The 19,632-nt window shown below is 40.7% G+C and carries 19 protein-coding genes and 2 pseudogenes; 5 read left to right on the top strand and 16 right to left on the bottom strand.

From position 1 onward, the window contains the following. Positions 1-23: 23 nt before the first annotated feature. The 3 genes from purT to MKI85_RS02205 form a co-directional block, all read right to left on the bottom strand. Complete coding sequence (gene purT / locus MKI85_RS02215) at positions 24-1,238, bottom strand: formate-dependent phosphoribosylglycinamide formyltransferase (protein ID WP_241624577.1); 1,215 nt, start codon at positions 1,236-1,238, stop codon at positions 24-26. Positions 1,239-1,475: 237 nt separating this feature from the next. Next, positions 1,476-1,823: an L-valine transporter subunit YgaH gene (ygaH, locus tag MKI85_RS02210; protein WP_241624575.1), complete on the bottom strand. Its 348-nt coding sequence runs from the start codon at positions 1,821-1,823 to the stop codon at positions 1,476-1,478. After that, entirely contained in the window at positions 1,813-2,571 is a 759-nt protein-coding gene (locus MKI85_RS02205; RefSeq protein WP_241624574.1) for an AzlC family ABC transporter permease, read from the bottom strand. The genes ygaH and MKI85_RS02205 overlap by 11 nt, the downstream gene beginning before the upstream one ends. A gap of 102 nt (positions 2,572-2,673) precedes the next feature. Here MKI85_RS02205 and MKI85_RS02200 point away from each other — a divergent pair, with 102 nt between their 5' ends. Both MKI85_RS02200 and MKI85_RS02195 read left to right on the top strand, forming a co-directional pair. Next, positions 2,674-3,159 (top strand): hypothetical protein, encoded by a 486-nt coding sequence (locus MKI85_RS02200; RefSeq protein WP_241624572.1) that lies wholly within the window; start codon positions 2,674-2,676, stop codon positions 3,157-3,159. 179 nt (positions 3,160-3,338) lie between these two features. After that, the gene (locus tag MKI85_RS02195; RefSeq protein ID WP_241624571.1) at positions 3,339-3,512 is read left to right on the top strand and encodes a hypothetical protein; all 174 of its coding nucleotides are present in this window, start codon (positions 3,339-3,341) and stop codon (positions 3,510-3,512) included. 87 nt (positions 3,513-3,599) lie between these two features. Here the strand turns inward: MKI85_RS02195 and MKI85_RS02190 are convergent, their stop codons facing one another. Continuing rightward, positions 3,600-4,301 carry a Crp/Fnr family transcriptional regulator gene (locus MKI85_RS02190; protein WP_241624570.1) on the bottom strand — a complete coding sequence of 234 codons (702 nt, stop codon included), beginning with the start codon at positions 4,299-4,301 and terminating at the stop codon, positions 3,600-3,602. 94 nt (positions 4,302-4,395) lie between these two features. Here MKI85_RS02190 and MKI85_RS02185 point away from each other — a divergent pair, with 94 nt between their 5' ends. Further along, on the top strand, positions 4,396-4,941 hold the full coding sequence (locus MKI85_RS02185) for an Mpo1 family 2-hydroxy fatty acid dioxygenase (RefSeq protein ID WP_241624569.1): 546 nt from the start codon (positions 4,396-4,398) through the stop codon (positions 4,939-4,941). 192 nt (positions 4,942-5,133) lie between these two features. Here MKI85_RS02185 and MKI85_RS02180 read toward each other — a convergent pair whose 3' ends face one another. The 7 genes and pseudogenes from MKI85_RS02180 to MKI85_RS02150 form a co-directional block, all read right to left on the bottom strand. Beyond that, positions 5,134-5,745 (bottom strand): superoxide dismutase, encoded by a 612-nt coding sequence (locus MKI85_RS02180; RefSeq protein ID WP_241624568.1) that lies wholly within the window; start codon positions 5,743-5,745, stop codon positions 5,134-5,136. 147 nt (positions 5,746-5,892) lie between these two features. Continuing rightward, positions 5,893-6,696, bottom strand: coding sequence for a hypothetical protein (locus MKI85_RS02175; protein ID WP_241624566.1), 804 nt, complete (start codon positions 6,694-6,696; stop codon positions 5,893-5,895). 85 nt (positions 6,697-6,781) lie between these two features. Then, entirely contained in the window at positions 6,782-7,873 is a 1,092-nt protein-coding gene (gene ychF / locus MKI85_RS02170) for a redox-regulated ATPase YchF (RefSeq protein WP_241624563.1), read from the bottom strand. A 113-nt stretch (positions 7,874-7,986) separates the two neighbouring features. Further along, positions 7,987-8,646 carry a methionine ABC transporter permease gene (locus tag MKI85_RS02165; RefSeq protein ID WP_241624561.1) on the bottom strand — a complete coding sequence of 220 codons (660 nt, stop codon included), beginning with the start codon at positions 8,644-8,646 and terminating at the stop codon, positions 7,987-7,989. Then, positions 8,627-9,523 carry a methionine ABC transporter ATP-binding protein gene (locus tag MKI85_RS02160; RefSeq protein ID WP_241624560.1) on the bottom strand — a complete coding sequence of 299 codons (897 nt, stop codon included), beginning with the start codon at positions 9,521-9,523 and terminating at the stop codon, positions 8,627-8,629. The genes MKI85_RS02165 and MKI85_RS02160 overlap by 20 nt, the downstream gene beginning before the upstream one ends. 11 nt (positions 9,524-9,534) lie before the next feature. Next, a pseudogene (locus MKI85_RS02155) lies at positions 9,535-10,377 on the bottom strand (MetQ/NlpA family ABC transporter substrate-binding protein). A gap of 45 nt (positions 10,378-10,422) precedes the next feature. Continuing rightward, positions 10,423-10,917, bottom strand: a pseudogene (locus tag MKI85_RS02150) (acyl-CoA dehydrogenase family protein); the annotation flags it as partial. Between the two features lie 368 nt (positions 10,918-11,285). Between MKI85_RS02150 and MKI85_RS02145 the strand changes: the two are divergent. Both MKI85_RS02145 and MKI85_RS02140 read left to right on the top strand, forming a co-directional pair. Next, on the top strand, positions 11,286-12,056 hold the full coding sequence (locus tag MKI85_RS02145) for a glutathione S-transferase family protein (protein WP_241624559.1): 771 nt from the start codon (positions 11,286-11,288) through the stop codon (positions 12,054-12,056). A 257-nt stretch (positions 12,057-12,313) separates the two neighbouring features. Beyond that, a complete protein-coding gene (locus tag MKI85_RS02140) occupies positions 12,314-12,784 on the top strand; it encodes an Lrp/AsnC family transcriptional regulator (protein WP_241624558.1) in 471 nt (156 codons plus the stop codon). An 82-nt stretch (positions 12,785-12,866) separates the two neighbouring features. On the opposite strand, the gene MKI85_RS02135 is transcribed toward MKI85_RS02140, so the two are convergent. From MKI85_RS02135 to MKI85_RS02115, 5 genes are all read right to left on the bottom strand, one after another. Next, positions 12,867-13,616: a YebC/PmpR family DNA-binding transcriptional regulator gene (locus MKI85_RS02135; RefSeq protein WP_241624557.1), complete on the bottom strand. Its 750-nt coding sequence runs from the start codon at positions 13,614-13,616 to the stop codon at positions 12,867-12,869. A 116-nt stretch (positions 13,617-13,732) separates the two neighbouring features. Beyond that, on the bottom strand, positions 13,733-14,293 hold the full coding sequence (locus MKI85_RS02130; RefSeq protein WP_241624556.1) for a 1-acyl-sn-glycerol-3-phosphate acyltransferase: 561 nt from the start codon (positions 14,291-14,293) through the stop codon (positions 13,733-13,735). A 658-nt stretch (positions 14,294-14,951) separates the two neighbouring features. After that, positions 14,952-16,370, bottom strand: a complete 1,419-nt coding sequence (locus MKI85_RS02125; protein WP_241624555.1) for an NAD(P)/FAD-dependent oxidoreductase — start codon at positions 16,368-16,370, stop codon at positions 14,952-14,954. Between the two features lie 31 nt (positions 16,371-16,401). Continuing rightward, positions 16,402-17,727, bottom strand: coding sequence for an APC family permease (locus MKI85_RS02120; RefSeq protein WP_241624553.1), 1,326 nt, complete (start codon positions 17,725-17,727; stop codon positions 16,402-16,404). A 234-nt stretch (positions 17,728-17,961) separates the two neighbouring features. Further along, positions 17,962-19,458 (bottom strand): APC family permease, encoded by a 1,497-nt coding sequence (locus MKI85_RS02115; RefSeq protein WP_241624551.1) that lies wholly within the window; start codon positions 19,456-19,458, stop codon positions 17,962-17,964. Positions 19,459-19,632 lie beyond the last annotated feature (174 nt).

Below are 19,632 nucleotides of genomic sequence, written 5' to 3'. Positions count from 1 at the left end.
CAGTGGTCCGTAATGTGTATAAGTTAGTTCTGATTCACAATGACTTGATCCGCAGCGTGTTTAGCCAACTCACGTGCTTGGTCGGTCGTTTCAGCACGAGCAGTGGCAACACCCATACGGCGGCGTTTAAAGCCTTCAGGTTTTCCGAACAGGCGCAAATCAGTATTTGGGTTTGTCAAAGCAAGATTTAAGCCAGAGAAGGAAAGGTTGGTATCATCCACGCCCGCGTAAATCACGGCACTCGCAGCAACACTGTGGCGTGTTGTGTTCACGGGCAAGCCTAAAATTGCGCGTGCATGTAATTCAAATTCGCTTTGATATTGAGATGCTAAAGTCACAAGACCTGTATCGTGTGGACGAGGAGAAACCTCACTAAACCATACTTTGTCACCTTTGACAAACAATTCCACGCCAAAAATACCGCAACCGCCTAAAGCAGCTGTGACTTTATGTGAAATACGTTTTGCTTCTTCTAAAGCCACGGCTGTCATGGCTTGTGGTTGCCAGCTTTCGACATAGTCACCAGAGTCTTGACAATGACCAATCGGGTCGCAGTATTGGGTTTCAATTTCACCTGTTTCTGCATTTTTTGCACGTACGGTGAGCAAGGTAATTTCAAAATCAAAGTCAATTTGCGATTCAACAATCACTGTACCTTGATTCACACGACCGCCAGTTTGTGCATATTCCCAAGCTGCATCGACTTCGGCAAAGCTTTTTACGCGCGATTGCCCTTTACCCGAAGATGACATGACTGGTTTAACAAAATTCGGATAACCAATGTCATCACAAGCAGCACGGAAAGATTCGAGTGAATTCGCAAAACGGTATGCTGAAGTTGGTAAACCCAATTCTTCAGCAGCCAAACGACGAATCCCTTCACGATTCATGGTGAGGTTCACGGCTTTTGCAGAAGGAATAATCGTTGTAGTTTGGCTCGCTTCAATTTCAACCAGCACTTCAGTTGCAATGGCTTCGATTTCAGGCACAATCAGGTTGGGTTGAATTTTGGCAATCAGTTGTTTTAATTCTTCTGGATCTGCCATGTTCAAAGTATGTTGATAATGTGCAACTTGCATGGCAGGAGCATGGTCATATCGGTCAGCTGCGTGTACTTCGACACCCAAACGTTGCAGTGAAATCACCACTTCTTTTCCTAGTTCACCAGACCCTAATAGTAGAACTTTAAATGCAGAAGATTGAAGGGGAGTACCAATAGTCACGCTCATGTGATTCATCCTTGCGTAAATGGGGTTTTAGCATAGCAGAACTCAGGGCGGTGTTCAGGTCGGATTCACATAAAATAATAAGATTGTCGAACAATTTTTTTGCAGTTTGCTTGTAAAGGATGATTTGAGGTTTGAATAAAAACTTATTTACTATCATAAAGTAAGTTTATTTCTTATTTGAAGTGAATCACCTGAAAATTGCTTTCAAGTGATTCACTTGGTTGTGAATCATCCGTTCAAAATTAATTAAAAATTCACAGGTAAATAGGTATATACCAAGCCATAAACCAAAGCAGCAGTTAAGGTTGCTGCGACAATTTTCTTAAATTTGAAATATAGTCCTGTAAGTACTAAGAATCCAATCAGCATCGCCAAACTTTTATTAGGCGTTTCAAGCAGTGGTGGTAGTGTCGCGACCACCAACATGGAACTAATGGCTGAAATCCCAATCGAGCCTAAGGCAATTTTCAACCACAATGCTCCGCGCTTTTGTGAGCCTTGTTGGAATTTTTGGATGACAAAAAAAGGACCAAAACGGGAGGCAAAATTCGCAATCCCGACTACGATGCCGACCAGAATAATCTCAAGATTCATGTGATGCTCCTGTATGTTCGGGATCGTGTTGTTTCAGGACATAGTGCTTAAACAAGCCAGCAATAATACCCGAAGAAATACCAATAAAGATTGCGGCGGAGAGGTCGATGAAATAGCAGGCGATGGCAGATACTAAAATGGTGACACTGACCACAAAGGTATGCTTTTTCTCAAAGGCAGCCAGCAAGAAGCTGAGGAATAATGCGGGTAACAAGAAATCCAGTGCAGCCTGAAGAAACTGCGGCAGATTATTAACTTGATCGGCAAATAATCCACCCAAGAATGAGCCTGTCGCCCAAGATAACCAGCTGAATAAACTCAGCCCCAACATCCATGACTCAGACCATTCTTGGCGTCTTTGCGAGAGTTTAATCATGCCAGAAGCAAAGACTTCATCGGTCAAACCCCACGCCCAAATTGCGGTCTTTTTCAGATTTAATTGGTCTTGAATCAAATTCTGTAAGGCTGGTCCATACAGCAAGTGACGAATATCCAAGGCAATCACTGTCAGCGCCGTCATCCAGATGGAAGTACCACTACCTAGCAGTGCAACGACCAGAAACTGGCTGGCACCAGCATACATGGTACAAGAGAGAAATAAGGCTTCCCAAGCACTAAAGCCAAACTGCGTAGCAGAAACCCCAAAGGCAAAAGAAACAGGTAAATAAGTAAATATAATCGCTTGGCTATCTTTGGCACCTTGCCAAAAACCAGCCGTTTGCGTGGGTGTTAATTTGTGTTGTGACACGACACACCTTGTTAGAGTTAAACGATAGGTCAAATAAGATTGTGTATTGTATCTGAATTTACTAGCATAGTGCCTAATAGATTGTTGTGGTGATGCCCCCAGATGCGAATACTTAGAGCCTCTGTTCTTGTTGTTTCAGTGTTGTGTAGCGCTTTGCTATTACAAGCGTGTGGTCAATCTTCTGATCATGCTGAAAAGAAAGCAGAAATTAAAGCTGCGCCTAAATTGACCAATGATGCAACGAGCTATGCGCACGAAGCATGGCGATTCATGAACGAGGCTGACCCTTATGTATATCGTAAACAACGTAATTTGATTGAAGAAAATGTGCGGAAACCTGCGCGCAAGCTCAGTACAGACTGGCGTATTAACGTGAAAATGACAGACTCGGTAACGGAAGGGAAATACGCCTTGTGTCGTAAGGCGCTGACCAGTTTAGATGTTTGGGCACGTGAAACCATGGAAAATTCTGCAAACGTCTCGCAGACAAAAGCGGATTACGAACGTGACAAAGCACAATGTAAAGATGCTCTTGAGCATCCAGAACTTGGCAATACCGACCCGAAGAAAAAAGCCTTTAGTTCCTAAAAGTTAAATATATAAAACAGCATTGTAGTCTTGAAGATTACTATGCTGTTTTTTAATTCATAACGACGATAATAGAAAATAAGACTGACTTGATTAATTTAATGCATTATCCTGATGTGATAAAAAGATATATAATTTACGTGAAAATTCACACTAAATAGCAATAAGGTTATCGTCCCATGCGTAAATTGTCGATCTTTGGTTTTAGTCTTTTCTGTTTATTCAGTTCCGCTGTAAATGCTCAGGTTGTGCAGCCTAAACAGCATATTGCTTTGCATCATGCTGTGGCACATGAAGTTGCACCATGTACCAATGGCTTTGATGAGGTCAATGTCTGTCAATTAAACTCTTAATTGAGGTGCTTTTTGGTGCATGTATTTGAATGTGCACATTTATGGTGAAAACTTTTGCACCATAAAATTACCTGTCTTGTTTGGGTTTTAGCTGTGCTGGGTATAGGCCAAATGATGTAATTGTTCCTGATCTATAATTTCAATTTTTTTAAACGCAAGTTTTAACACTCCGAGTTTTTCCAAAGCCTGCAACTCCTGATTGATTGTTTGTCGTGAGCAGGTCAGCATTTGTGCCAGTTGTTCCTGACTCAGTTGAATCACATTTTTTTCAATCAAGATATGATTGCCATAGCCTTGCAAAATCAGCATTAATCTTAAAGCCAGCCGTTGGCGGATGGTCTGGGTTTGAATCGAGATTAACTCTAAAAAAGCCATGCGTAATTTTTGGCTGGTCAATTGTGCAATATGAAACCAAAACTGAGGCTGTGCTGCGAGTAATGTTTGAATGGCAGCATCGGGAATATGCAGAATCCGTGTTTTTTGAATGGCAATGGCATCGTGAGAGCGAGGTTGCTGATCTATTAATGAAATCTCCCCAAACCACATGATAGGCTCAACAATTGCAGCAATGGATTGCGTGCCTTCAATATCAACATAGCCTAAGCGTACAGCACCTTCTAACACAGCATAGATACCATCAAAGCGATCTCCCGAATAAAAAATGGCTTGATCTTTCTCATAGTGTTGCACACGTGCATGCTGCACGATTGACTGTTGAAAAGGAGTCGGCAGTTCGGAGTACCAGCGATTATTGGCAAGCTGTTGTAAATCTTCCAGTTCAAGGGTCATAGGTATTCTGCTATTTGGAGTTGTCGGCAAGCTGACAACTGAAAATTTGAATTTTTTATATAGTGGATGCATCGATTTTGCAAGGATGTTTCGAATGAGTAAATTAGAACAGCTATTAAGCCAGTATGCGGCTTATCATCTAAATCATAAAAATATCTTAACCCACTTTGTGGGGATTCCGCTGATTGTGTTTTCTATTCTGTGTCTGACTGCACGAGCAGATTTTTTCTTTTCAGGCTTTCAAATCACGCTAGCCTTGGTGTTAATTTTGATCGGTGGAATTTATTATTTAAAACTGGACATCTGGTTCGGTTGCATCATGTTATTGCTGTTCTCTGCGGTCTATCCGATGGCATTAAAGGTGGCTGCTTTAAGTATGAGCGGGTGGTTACTGTCGAGCATTGGTATTTTTGTGGTGGGCTGGGTGTTCCAATTTGTGGGACATTTCTATGAAAAGAAAAAGCCCGCGTTTGTCGATGATTTGGTGGGTTTAATTATTGGTCCATTATTTGTATTGGCTGAAGCGGTGTTTTTGCTTGGGTTTAGAAAGCAATTACAGCAGCGCATATTGGAACAGGCACGAAAGCAACGTGCAGCGATGGATAAAAAACCCGAACCCGTGCAGATTTCTACACCCTAAATTTAAGCATGTCCAATGCTTAAAATAATGAATGGATGATCATTGGGCAGAATTTTTCAAACTTAGAAGACATGTAAGAATGCCGCGAGCTTATAAAGACTAAGTAGTGCACCACTCAATAGAATTATGAATCCCAAGATGTAGCGTAGTCGCTGAAAGGATGACATAGGCAACTCAGATATTGCGTCCATATTACTGGATTGCGTGTTCATAACGGCGGTTCACTTCCTGCCAGTCTACGACATTAAAAAACGCCGCAATATATTCAGGGCGTCGGTTCTGATATTTCAGGTAATAGGCATGTTCCCATACATCGAGTGCTAAAACTGGAGTATGACCGTGCATCAGTGGGGAGTCTTGATTGGCACTGCTTTCCACCAATAATTTATGATCAGGGGTGACCGTAAGCCATGCCCAACCACTTCCGAAGCGGGTCAGTGCAGCTTTGGTAAAGGCCTCTTTAAAGGCATAGAATCCACCCAGTTCAGCATCGATCGCTGCCGCAATTTTTCCTACAGGTTGCCGACCGCCTTGAGGACTCATAATGGTCCAAAATAAGCTGTGATTGGCGTGCCCACCTGCATTGTTAATGACATTGTTTTTGAGTTCCGTAGGGACTTTATTCACTTGAGCCACTAATTGCTCCACAGTCAAGTTTTCCCAATCAGTCCCTTCAATTGCAGCATTAATGTTGTTGATATAAGTCTGGTGATGTTTGCTGTGGTGAATTTCCATAGTTTTGGCATCAATATTCGGTTCGAGTGCATCATAGGCATAAGGTAGAGGAGGGAGAACGTAAGCCATAAAACAGTATTCCTAAGTCAATTTTTATATCTTTGACCTAGAGTGTAGGATAAGTTATGGTTAATGTAAATATAATGATAATCAATATCGTTTGAATTTTATGTAGCCTTACTTGCGTATTAGGTACGTCATGAAAAAAATGATTTGTTATGTGGTGAAGTAAAGAATACCAATCACTATCAATGGTAGAAGGAAATAGGCTAGCCAGAGTCGTTTTTCTAAGAAATATTTTTCCTCATCAAGCTGTAAGGATTCTGAATCAATTTGGTAATGATATAAACATACCGCACTGATAGATGCTTTCGGATTGTGAATGTGTAATTGTTGAAGAAATGATGCAATAAGAAAATATTCATTTTTAATAGGATAGATATTGAATATACTAATATTCTCTACGAATATTGGGTAGTCACAGATGATTTCTTTTGTCTTCAGGCAATAATATGAAATTCTGAATTGCTGGATTCCTGTACCTGCATAAACACTCGATGCATCGAGTATATCTTTGTATTCAATTACTTTTATATTTTGATTGGTATAAATAATATGCAAAGCATTCGAGGTTATAACATAATTTTTAATTAAGTTTGTTTGATAATGTGTGAAAGGAATAAAACATATTAGAATAATGAGGGGTAAACTTTGAAGTCCCCACCAATACTGAGCTATTATTTGATCTGAATCTAAATTAAAGGTTTCAATAAAAAAGTTTTCAAAAAAGAGTAAAATTGGGATAGTCAATAAGATAATCAGAATGCTTAAGAATATATATTTTATTGAAAAACCATAAAAATAAGCTTTTTCAGCATAAAGTGGTAAAGTAAATTGCTGATGAACTGTTTTTTTTTCATTATGTAAAAGTTGCGAATTCGGGTTTTCTGACAGATTTAAATTTTGATTTTTTTGCTTTGAATTAAAAAACTTTTTTTTCTTTTTATGGGATCTGGACATTTTTATGATAGTTATTCATGGTAGGTTGGATATTAAAAAGCCATATAGTACTTTATATGGCTTTTAATTAATCGAATTGTGGATATTAAACGTTAAAACGGAAATGTAAAACGTCACCGTCTTGAACGACATACGTTTTACCTTCTAAACGCCATTTACCCGCTTCTTTGGCACCTGCTTCGCCGTTGTATTGAATGAAGTCATCATAAGCAATACATTCTGCACGGATAAAACCTTTCTCGAAGTCAGTGTGAATAACACCTGCTGCTTGTGGCGCAGTTGCACCCACTTTTACCGTCCAAGCACGAACTTCTTGCACACCTGCAGTAAAGTATGTTTGTAAGCCAAGGAGTGAGTAACCTGCACGGATCACCACGTTCAAACCTGGCTCTTCCATACCCATGGCTTCAAGGAATTCAGCACGGTCTTCATCTTCAAGTAAAGAAATTTCCGCTTCGATTTGGTTACAAAGCGGAACCACAATCGCATTTTCTTCAGCAGCAAGTTTTTTCACCGCGTCTAAATGCGGGTTGTTTTCAAAACCATCCTCAGCCACGTTGGCAATGTACATGGTTGGTTTTAAAGTCATTAAACCAAAACCACGGACTAATTTACGCTCGTCATCATCAAGCGTAGCTGCACGAGCAGGTTTGCCTTCATCTAATAAAGGTAGAATTTTGTCTAAAACAGCTTTAGTTGCGATCGCTTCTTTGTCGCCACTTTTCGCTGATTTAGCTAGACGAGTCGCTGCTTTTGTCACAGTTTCCAAGTCCGCAAGTGCAAGCTCTGTGTTGATTGTTGCGATATCATCTAACGGGTCAATTTTGCCGTTTACGTGAATCACGTTTTCATCTTCAAAACAACGAACCACGTGTGCGATGGCGTCAGTTTCACGGATGTTGGCAAGGAATTGGTTACCCAAACCTTCACCTTTAGATGCACCCGCAACCAAACCTGCGATGTCGACAAATTCCATTGTGGTTGGAATTACACGTTGTGGTTTTACAATTGCAGTTAATTTGTCTAAACGTGGATCTGGAACAGGAACAATCCCTGTGTTTGGTTCAATGGTACAGAACGGGAAGTTTTCTGCCGCAATTGCTGCTTTAGTTAACGCATTGAAAAGGGTAGATTTACCAACGTTCGGCAAGCCGACAATACCGCAATTAAAACCCATGAAATGACTCACAACGTATTATTTAAAAATTGGCGCTGATTTTACATGAAAGCCATGACAAAGTCAGGTCATGGCTTGTATCTTTCTTAAGGGCTGCTTTAAGTGAATGATTGTTAAACTTTTCGTTTGTCCAGTTGTTGGGCGAGGGAGTCACCTGTGGCTTGCACCAACATCACCAGAACCACCAACACCACAATCACAGCCAGCATGATTTGCATATCGAAACGTTGATAGCCATAACGATAGGCGATATCACCTAATCCGCCTGCACCAATGGCACCTGCAATGGCAGAGGAGTTAATCATGGTGACAATGGTGACGGTAAATCCAGCTATAATTCCAGGTAATGCTTCAGGCAGTAATACATGCCAAATGATCTGTTTACGGTTACAACCAATCGCTTGCGCCGCTTCAATTAGGCCCTGATCGACTTCACGCAGACTCACTTCTGCAATGCGTGCAAAGAAGGGTGTAGCCGCTAAGGTCAAGGGTACAACCGCTGCCCAAACCCCGTAACTGGTGCCGACAATCAAACGCGTTAAGGGAATCAGGGCGACCATTAAAATAAGGAAAGGCACCGAACGGGTGATATTTACCACCCAGCCCAAAGCGTGATTAATGGGTTTAGAGGGATAAATGCCATGTTCACTGGTATTCACCAGTACAATTGCCATCGGTAAACCAATCAGAAAAGCCAGAATTGCCGATACCCCTACCATAATCAAGGTATCAATCGTGCCCGAGAGTAATAAGTCAATGAGTTGGTCGTGCATAGCCCAATACCTCGATATCAGCAAACTGATGTTGTAATTGTTGTGTTAATTGAACGAGATCAAGATTGGCTTGCGGCAGTGCGACCACGAACTTTCCAATCAATTGTTCTAAACTCAGTAATTCTTGGGTGATTTGCTGCTGAGGATTGGAAAACACCGACCAGACTTGTCCCGACTCCACGATTTCACCGTGCTCAATCACCACCACTTGATCACAAATTTCTCGAATCACCTGCATTTCATGGGTAATCAGGACAATGGTAATACCCAGAGTTTGATTGATTTCCTTAAGCAGCGATAACACCACGGAAGTGCTTTCAGGATCAAGCGCCGAAGTCGCTTCATCGCACAGCAATATTTCAGGATGATGAACCAGTGCACGGGCAATGCCCACACGCTGCTTTTGTCCGCCCGAGAGTTGCGCTGGATAGTTTTGTGCCTTATTGGCTAAACCGACCAATTGCAGTACTTCACTGACCCGTTGCTCAATTTCAGAGGCACTGTACTTGGCGATTTTGAGCGGTAGCGCGACATTCTCCCACACGGTTTTAGCCGACATTAAATTGAAGTGCTGAAAGATCATGCCAATGCGCTGACGAACTTGAATCAGTTCTGCATGATTCAATTCTGCCAAATTGTCTTGATGGATATGAATGCTACCTTCACTGACTTTTTCCAAGCCATTCAGGGTGCGTAACAGGGATGATTTACCTGCACCACTTTTACCGATAATGCCGAAAATCTTTCCTTTCGGGATATCTAGATCAATGTTTTTCAGGGCATGGACTTGTTGATTTTGTACCGAATAATACTTGTTCAAATTTCGGATTTTGATATGTGGAAGGGAAAAATCCACATGAGAACCAAAACTCACCATTGTCTTTCTCCTTATTTCCAACCTTCAAACCACATCTTGCTGCCAAAATCACGGTCTAAAATCTCTTGAACATGTTTAGAGTTTTGGAAAGCTTTGACAAAGATGGCAAGTTTTTGATTGGGGTCGCTATAGTCTTTACGGGTTACGAATAAAATGGCGTATTTCTTATCGATAGGGTCGAGGAACAGCGCACTATGCGGGTCGGTGACTTTCGCCATTTTTAAATAATGCGGAAAACCAAAGATCAAATCGGCATCGTTATAAGCATGCGCAGTTTGTGGACCTTCGACTTCAATAAATTGCAGCTGTTTCGGATTTTGGATGATGTCCTGCACGGTCGAAAGTTCATTATTGAGATCCTTCAACTGAATCAAGCCTGCACGGTGCATTAGGATCAATGCACGAGCTGAGTTCACAGGATCATTCGGAATCACCACGCGGGCTTTGTTTGGGAGCTGATCTAAGGACTTATACTTTTTTTAATATAGTCCAACATGACTGCCTGTTCCTGTTGCGAAGGCATGTAAATCATATCGAGTTTCACGAATGGCATTGCGTAGAAATACACTTTGTTGAAAAAAATTGGCATCAATATCACCATTTTGTACTGCGACATTCGGGGCATGCCAGTCAGAAAACTCGACCAGTTTGACCTGAATTCCTTGCTTCTGAACTTCATCTGCGACGCTTTGTAACAGCTCGGCATAGGGAGGGCTAATGCCAATGGTTAACACATCTTGCTGTACCTGACTTTGGCTATAGCGGTAAACCGCTACAGCACCAATCAAGATCACCACAGCCAAGCCAATCAGCCATGTTTTACGATTTTTAGTAGTAGAAACTGAATTTGTCATCGCTCAATCTCACTTCCAACCGGGGAACCAAAGTTTTGAGCCAATTTCATCATTCAGAGTTTGTTTAACTTTGGCTGATGTTTGATAAATTTTGATGAATTTTTCCAGTTGCGCGGCTTTTTCAGGATGTTGCTGCTGGTAATCATCACGCACCACAAACAAAATTGAATAGCGGGTACCCTCTAAAATTTGCTGAAAGATAAACTGTTTTTGTGCCTCTGTGCCCATCAGGTCAATTAAATACAGCAGACTAATTTGATTCTGCGGAATTTGTCCGACACTGGAGTCGGCTTGATTTAGAATACGGAATACACGTACCAGTGTTTTGTTGGACACATAAGCGCCGCCGTATTGTTTTGGAATTCTTAAACCGCCCAAACCTTTTTGGCTAAATTGTTCTATTTCGGCAAACGGTAAAGTTCGCGTTTGATCGCGATGATTTCGACCTTCGAGGGCAAAATCTGCGACTTGATAAGCTGCATTTATTGCATCCTGATCATTTTCGAGGATCTGTATATTTTTTGAATTGAGATAAGCCATGGTGACACCTTTAAAGCAATCTCCAAACCATAAGTGCTGTGCCTTACAAAATTAAATGATTGATTTCTATGTGCTTATGAAAAACGATGTTTAAAACTTTAAATGGAAAAGTTTGAATAAAATCAGATAAATTAATTGATTGATTTGTAAGGTATATATTTTTTTAGAGATTGCTGTGATGTCAAAAAAGTGTGGATTATCAAGTTTAGAGATATTCAAGACATAAAAATGTATAACGGTGCAAGAACCGCTGGTGTTTATTTTGGGATAAAAGTACATTGTTTTTCTGGGCTTGACTGACTAAAGTAACAGACTGAAAGCGTTGGTTTTCTTGGTAAATCAATGTCCCAGTATCTTTTGGAGTGTTTATGCGAATTTTATACCAGTTCCCTTTATCTCATTATTGTGAGAAAGCTCGCTGGTTACTCGATCATAAACAATTGGACTATGTGGCGCAGAATTTAATTCCGGGTGTGCATCGTGCTTTCGCCCAACTCAAAACAGGACAGAATAAACTTCCGATATTAAAAGACAACGATTATTGGATTGCTGACTCCACTCAGATTGCCCTGTATTTAGACCAGACCTATCCTGAACATGCTTTATTAAGAGCCGATCCGCATTTAAGAGAAATGGCTCTCGAAGTGAATGCCTTGGCTTCTGAATTGGGATTGCATGTGCGCCGTTGGGGTTTGGCGCAAAGTTTATCGGAAAGTGATGAAACCCTAGAGATCATGATTGGTGAAAAAGGCTATTTACGTCAATTCGAGAAGTTTTCTAAACCTATTTTAAGAACACTGGTTTCAAAAAGTTATCAGCTGGATACTGAAAAAGTAGAATATTCCAAGCACCAAATGGAACAACTGATTGCCTTGCTCAATCAGAAATTACTCGAAAATGGTGGACGCTATTTTGTTGGCGAACGCTTTGGACTTGCTGATATTTCAGTGTGTTCAATGCTGGCACCGCTTTTGGAAATTGATGGTACGCCTTGGGAACGTGAAGATGATTATGTCTCGGGAAGCTCTGAAGAGTTTTATGACTTTAAGCAGCAATTTTTAGACATGCCTTTGGCACAATACGTACTGCGGATTTATCAAACCGAACGTAATGCACGTGTCGACTGGCGTGGAATGTAATTGATACCTTGATAAAGAAAATGAAAATAAACTCGTAGATCTGCTTTAAGAATGAAATCCTATTGATGAAAATGGGTATTTTTGTGATTAAATTTCTATAAATGACTCATTTTCTAAAAATAAGTAGCACAATGACTTTATTTTTAGTGCAATAAACGAAATAATCATTTTCAGATGTCGAACACGTATTTTGCAAAACTCAAATAATTCATACGTGAGTTCTTGTCTGCACTCAATTTTTTATTTTGGAGCCAGTAATGGAATTAGACCGCTTTGATAAACAAATTCTGGAAATATTAACCCATGAAGATGTGAATCTGAATGAATTGTCAGAGCGAATTAATCTTTCTGTGAGCTCTGTACACCGACGCATTAAGCATTTGATTGATACCAATGTCATGACCAATGTCCGTCGTGATATCAATTATCAAAAACTCGGTTTTAGTTTGCATGTTTTACTGCAAGTGTCCTTAAGTAAACATGACAGTGATACCTTTTCCATGTTTTTGGAAGAATTGGAAAGCATTCCAGAAGTGATCAATGCTTTTTTAGTGACAGGGCAGTCGGCAGATTTTATTGTCGAAGTGATTGCACGCGATATGGAAAACTACAGTCAGATTCTGTTGAATCGGATTGGTAAAATTGAGCATGTGGTGGCGCTGCATTCCAGTTTTGTGATTAAGGAATATGACGTCTTTAACTGTCGTGGTTTATTAAATAAAGTTTGATTTTAGTCTGTATTGTAGAACAAGTTTCTTTATTTTAGACAATAAAAAACGCGCAATATGCGCGTTTTTTATATTGATGGGCTTAAGCGTCAAGTTGAGCTAAAACTTCATCTGTGAATTCAACATTGGTATAAACGTTTTGCACGTCATCCAAATCCTCAAACATATCAATCATTTTTACGATTTTTTTCGCTTGTTCGATGTCAGAAATCAATGCTTTAGTTGAAGGGTTCATCACCACTTCTGCATTGTCAGATTTTAAACCTGCCGCAGTCAAAGCATCTTGTACATCACCGAAAGATTCAGGTGTGGTAATGACCAAAATTTCATCTTCAGACACTTCAATGTCTTCTGCACCCGCTTCTAAAGCCACGTCCATGATCTTGTCTTCTAAAGAAACATCTTCAAAAGTAATCTCACCGCGTTTAGTGAACAAGAATGCAACTGAACCGTTAGTCCCTAAGTTACCATCAGTTTTAGAGAAACAGTGACGAACATCAGGCACAGTACGGTTTAAGTTATCCGTCATGGTTTCAACAATAACAGCAACGCCGCCAACGCCATAACCTTCGTAAGTGACTTCTTTTAAATCAGCATTTTCTTCACCACCAACACCGCGCTGGACTGCACGGTTGATCGTATCACGCGTCATATTTGCGACTAATGCTTTCTCAACAACAGCACGTAAACGAGGGTTAGATGCAACATCACCGCCACCTAAACGTGCAGCTGTAACGATTTCACGAATGAATTTTGTGAATACTTTAGCGCGGCTCGCATCTTGTTTTGCTTTACGATGCTTAGTATTAGCCCACTTGGAATGACCCGCCATGCGAAATATGCTCCTTGTAGATTGGCTTTATGCCAAATCAAATTGTGCAGATTCTACCATAAGCCCTTTTTTTTGAGAAAGGGCTTAGCTTTGAGTTTTTATACAATTGGCTTGAACTATTTCAGTTCTGGAATAACGATGTCGAGACCTACATTTTCTTTATAGAGCTTTTGCATGAGCGCGAGGTCGTGATGTAGTTCAGTAGGATAAATTTTGCCAAAAATACCGCCTTGTTTGGTTTGCGAGTTGGCATACATCAGCACAATCGGTACATTTGCCGCTTTCGCAATATGCCAAAAGCCTGTACGAATGGGTCTACGTGTTTCACCATTTTTGGCACGCGTGGCTTCAGGTGCAATCACCAGATTGAACTTTTCATGTGAAGCAAACAGGTCGACCATTTGTCCCACGATGTCCTGATTGGATTTGCGATCTACTGCGATACCACCCAATGCTTCCAGCAGCGGTTTCATCGGTCCTTTGAACAGTTCTTTTTTGATAAGTGTATGGATTTTAATATCATAAATTTGAAACAATGCTATAGATAAAACTGCATCCATCATAGAGGTGTGTTCAAAGCCAACAATCACCTGTTTGTTTTCTAGCGTATTCGGTTCCACGTGATATTGCCAACCCGCAAGTTTAAATGCGGACTCACCAATCATTTTTTTTAACATAGCAAATCTTAATGTGATGGGGTTAATCAAGCCTGCTAATTTCTTCTTATTTTAAAATAAGGTCAATGGCTGGATTGTCGTAATTCCAATAATAAAGTACGAATGTATATTTTTTATTTTTTGAGTTATGTGATGAATTTGTGCAAAAAAGATTGAATTCGCTAGATTAATCGCTTTTAGCGCTGAATTTATTAAAAAAAAGTATGAGTTAATTAAAAAAAATCACTATTCATTGTCACTAAACCATATTAGACTTTTGTCGTAGATGAAATGGAGTTTCATTGGATCGTGATCGTTTCTCCTCAGTAAGTTTAGGATTGAACAGTATGATGTATTTTACAGCTTCTCTTTTGGGATTGCTCTTATTTTTACTGATTGTGATATGGTCATTAATTGAGTTTTATTTAGACTCTCGTAAGAAAAAAAGCATGAAACCATAATCTTGAAAAATCGATTTTCGCATTCTGTTTCTCATCATTCACCTATCTCTCATTATTCAATCCATTAAAATTTATTTTTGAGAAGGCAGCTGTTTTCATTTTTTAACGCGCTGCGTTTATCCATATGAATAGTGAAAGTTTTAAAGCTAAAAAATAGATCGAAGATAAAAATAAAAAAGGCTGCACAAGGGCAGCCATAAAGAGGGCGGAAGCATGCTTTAGAACGACACCATTTTCCCAGGATTAATCATCGCGCCAATGCCATACATGCTCTTGGCAATCGGGATTACAATCGGGGCGAGAGCACGACCCATCGGAATATTCATATGCTGAATTTTGGTGAGCATTTCAAAATCATCTGAATGACTACTGAAGTCATCGGCAATTGCTTTACCGATGCGGACAGTTTGCGCGACACCATGACCACTCCAGCCTTGTACCGAATAGATGGAGTATTTATCTCCAAATTTACGGCAGTCTGTCGCACCATTCACGGTTAAATCGGTGGTACCACTCCAAACAAAATCAATTTTGACTTGTTTCAGTTGTGGAAATACATGTTGAATTCGCCCAAGTAAATAGTCATGGGTTTGTTCAGCCCCCCAACATGAACCTGTACCTTCACCACCAAACAGTAAACGATTTTGAGATACGCCACGGTAATAATCAATCTGGAACTGGGTGTCATACACAGGCATATCGGTTGGTAGTAATTCTTTTAAATCCACTTCTAATGGTGCGGTGGTACACACATAAGTATAGAAAGGAATGGTGGTTTGGGTACGTTGTTCCAATAACTTAAACGAAGCATGATGCACAGCCATCACCACGCTTTTACGAGCCTTAATCACACCATTGCTAGTGCTGACATAAACGCCATCGGCATGTTCTTGAATAGAAATGACTTCAGTTTGTTCATAGATTTTGCCGCCATTGTGGCAAAAACCATACGCCAAACCACGAGTGAGGGCTAAGGGATGAATATGTCCACCTAAGTGATCTAGCAAGCCACCAAAATAATTCGTAGATTGAATGTGTTCACGCAATTCATCCTGACTCAGCATGGAGGTATTTTTGTCTTTCAAGTATTCACGTGCTTGCATGCCGTCACGTAAAGCATCTAAATGACCAGAATGGACTGCAGCCGTAATATGCCCACGTTTACGCTGTAGATCTAGGTTATATTTTTCGCTAATGCTGTCAATTAAAGCCATGGCTTCAGTCGAGGTAAAGTGCCATAACTTTTTCGCATCCTTAAAGCTAAAGTGTTCTGCCATGGTTTCGGCTTCCCAACGTGCCAATCCAGGGGTGAGCTGTCCACCATTACGTCCTGAAGCCGCGCTGCCGATTCGGTTTTTTTCAACCAATACCGTTTCAATGCCTTGTTCTGCCAAATGCAGTGCAGCAGAGGATCCTAATAATCCACCGCCAATGACAACGACATCACATTCAATATCGCTATTCAGCGCGGGGAATGTGTTCCAATCTGGTAATGAGCTTTCATAATAGTTGGCAGGATGATCAAATTGTCCTCGTGTAGGGGCAATCCAGTTCCACTCTTTACCCGTTTGTTGATATTGACTGGCTTTAAAGGCAACATCTTGGAGTAATTTAGGTTTTGTGACATTGATTGACATATTTAACTCTCTATTCATTTTATTCGTCTTTTTAAGCATTGCTCAGGACGATACTTTGTTTACGCAGTTTCTTATAAATAAACAGCACGATACCTAAAGCTAGCCAAACACCACCGAAATGTAAGGCGCTGGATTCTAAATTGACCCACATCACCACAATGGATAAGACGGATAAAAAAGGTAAGCACAGATTCAAGGCGAAATGTTTGAGTCCTGTGCGTTGCTTGTCCTGTACATAAAATTTCATAAAGACCGAGAAATTCACCGCAGTAAAGGCAATCAAGGCACCGAAACTAATCAGGTTCAGTACAGTCGATAGATCTAAAAACATTGCAGTCATCGAAATCAAACCGATGGTGAGGACAGAATATAAAGGCGTACCTAATTTGTGGTTGATTGCACCAAAAATACCTTTATGAAAAATTCCATCACGACCCATGATATGAATGAGGCGAGCAGCACTGGCATGTGAAGCCAAGCCCGATGCAGCGGTATTCATGATTTGCCCCACAAGGAAAACGGCTTGGAATAATGCACCACCAACATATAAGGCAATTTCAGGTAATGCCGCTTCTGGGTCTTTAAATCTTGAATTGTCTGGGAAGTAGAGCTGAATAAACCATGAGGCAGAAATGAAGATCACGCCACCAATTAAGGTGGTCAGTATGACTGCACGTGGGATGGTTTTTCTCGGGTTTTTAGTTTCGTGAGATAAAGTGGTGACCGCATCAAAACCTAAAAATGAGAAGCAAAGAATCGAGGCACCTGTAATCAAAGGAAGAATACTGTTATCACCATTAAATAATGGCGTTAAGGTGAGGACATGTTCATATCCATTGCTGCTGATGCCATGAATCACCAGATAAATAAAGATTACTAGCATGATTAAAGGAACAAAAACAAACAGTAAAGAAAGATTGGCAAGAATATGAATTCTAAAACAGTTCACTAATGTGACTAATCCAGCCGCAATCAACACCCAGACCGCATAGGGCACTGCTGGCATGAGTGCATTCAGATAAATACCCGCCAGTAAGGCATTGATTAAAGGCAGTAGAATGTAATCGAGTAATGAGCACCAACCGACAAAGAAGCCTGCCGCAGTACCACAGCTTTCCGCAGTATAGGTATAGGCTGAACCAGGACGATCAGTCTGTTGACTTAGGCGGGCATAACTAAATGCCGTAAGTAACATGGCAACCAGTGCAAAAATATAGGCAAGGGGAACACGACCACTGGTGACATCCGATACAATACCAAAGGTATCGAACACCGTCATGGGGGTCATATAGGCAATGCCGACAATAATGACTTGCCATAAGGTGAGTTTACGAACATTAAGGTTTCGATTGTCCATTTCTTATAACCTGCAATTTTTGAATCTTTTCAGATTCGTCATCCATGACATAAATGGCTTTGAATCAGGCATATGTATCATTCGAGCTACATGACGACCATATGCTGTAGTTCAGCCACTTCACGCTTGATTTTGATCATTGTGCTTAGCGTTAGAATGTACTTACTGTTTTTGCAGAAGGTACATTCTAGTATTCGGTTGAAACTTGATCGCTAAGCCAATGTTCAGAGTTGATTAGACTGAATTGCGTTTTTGACGGAGTTTAGCGGCATAAGACAGCGCATCATTTTCAGGTGCTTGCGATTTGCCATACGGTTTTGCAATGAACATATAAAGCAAACCGCTACCAATCACTACAGCCAAGCCGATTAATACAATCCAGCTGTCAAAGAATGATGCTGCATCTGCTGGTTGAGCGAGCAGGAAAATTGCACCGAGACCATAAGCCAATGCCAGTGCATTGATTGGTAAGCCCCACGCACCAACACTCCATTCGCCCGCAGGTTTCCAGCCTTTTAAGCGATTTTTGAGTGCTGCAAAGACCACCATTTGGAAAGAAACATAAATACCAATCACAGCAAAGGCAGTAATACGCGCTAAGTTGTCTGGAGAGAAATAAACCACAACACAGAAAATTAATGGCAATAAGCAGCTTAAAATCATCGCGTTATCAGGCACATTTTGCTTCGATAATTTAGCAATCCATTGATTTCCAGGCAGCATTTGGTCACGAGCAAAAGAGAACAGCAGGCGGCTAAGCGCAGCTTGTAAAGACAAGATACAAGACAACATTGCAATAATCGCAATCACAATAAACAGATTCGCACCATGGGTACCCAAGGCATCACGTAAAATAAATGGAATTGGATCAGTCACTTGACCATTTACAATCGCTTGTAAGTTTGGTGATGCAAGTAAATAGCCTAAAACAGAAACCATTGCAGAAACGCAACCAAATACGATACTTAAAATCATGGCAACAGGAATTTGGCGACTTGGATTTTTAACTTCTTCTGCGACGTTACCGCAAGCTTCGAAACCGAAGAACATGAATAAACCAAGCAGTGATGCAGAGAAGAAAGCAGTTGTATAAGAGCCGTTTTGTGCGAGAACACCCATCGTATCGAATACGATTGAGAAAGGTTGTGCACGGTGGAAAATTAACAGGTAGATACCGAGTGCAATTACACTGACAATTTCACACCAGAAACCAATACGGGCAACGCGTGCCAGGTTTTTGGTGCCCGACATATTCACAACCATACATAAGATGAGTAAAACAATGGCGGTGATTAAGCAATTCATTGCTGTTGCTTCAAAATGGAACAGTGATGCCACGAATCCAGCACTGTATTCTGCAATTGAAGTGACGGTAACGACTAATGCCCAAAGGTAAATCCACGCGGCCATCCATGCATATTTTCTGCCCCATAGACGACGTGCCCAAGGATATAGACCACCAGTAATTGGGTATTGTGAAGCGGTTTCACCAAACACAATGGCAACCAAGAGTTGTCCGAAAGCGGCAATCATAATCCACCAGATGGATGGCGGACCTGCAAGGGTGATGGCGAGTGCAAATAATGAATACACTGCCGTTAATGGTGATAAATAGGTAAAACCAAGTGAGAAATTTGAGATTAATCCGATTGATCGTTCAAATTGTGAAGATTGGACTGTGTCGGAACTTTCCACTTGTCCTAAATTTTCACCGATACGAAGGTCTGTCATGCAATTTCCTTATTCTGCAATAAAGTTCAATACATCAGTGTTTTTGAATACGCCCAATCCTGTTTGGGGTATCGATTCATCTGTGTGTAAAACGTTTCTATGACGATTAAATAAACTTAAGAAAGTTATCCTAATCAATTGCTTAGATTGATTTTTTGGTTTTAAAAGATATTT

This window comes from Acinetobacter zhairuonensis (genome assembly GCF_022601715.1).
Lineage (GTDB): Bacteria > Pseudomonadota > Gammaproteobacteria > Pseudomonadales > Moraxellaceae > Acinetobacter.
Note: the sequence above shows the minus strand (reverse complement) of the source record. Positions and strands in the feature narration are given on the sequence as shown.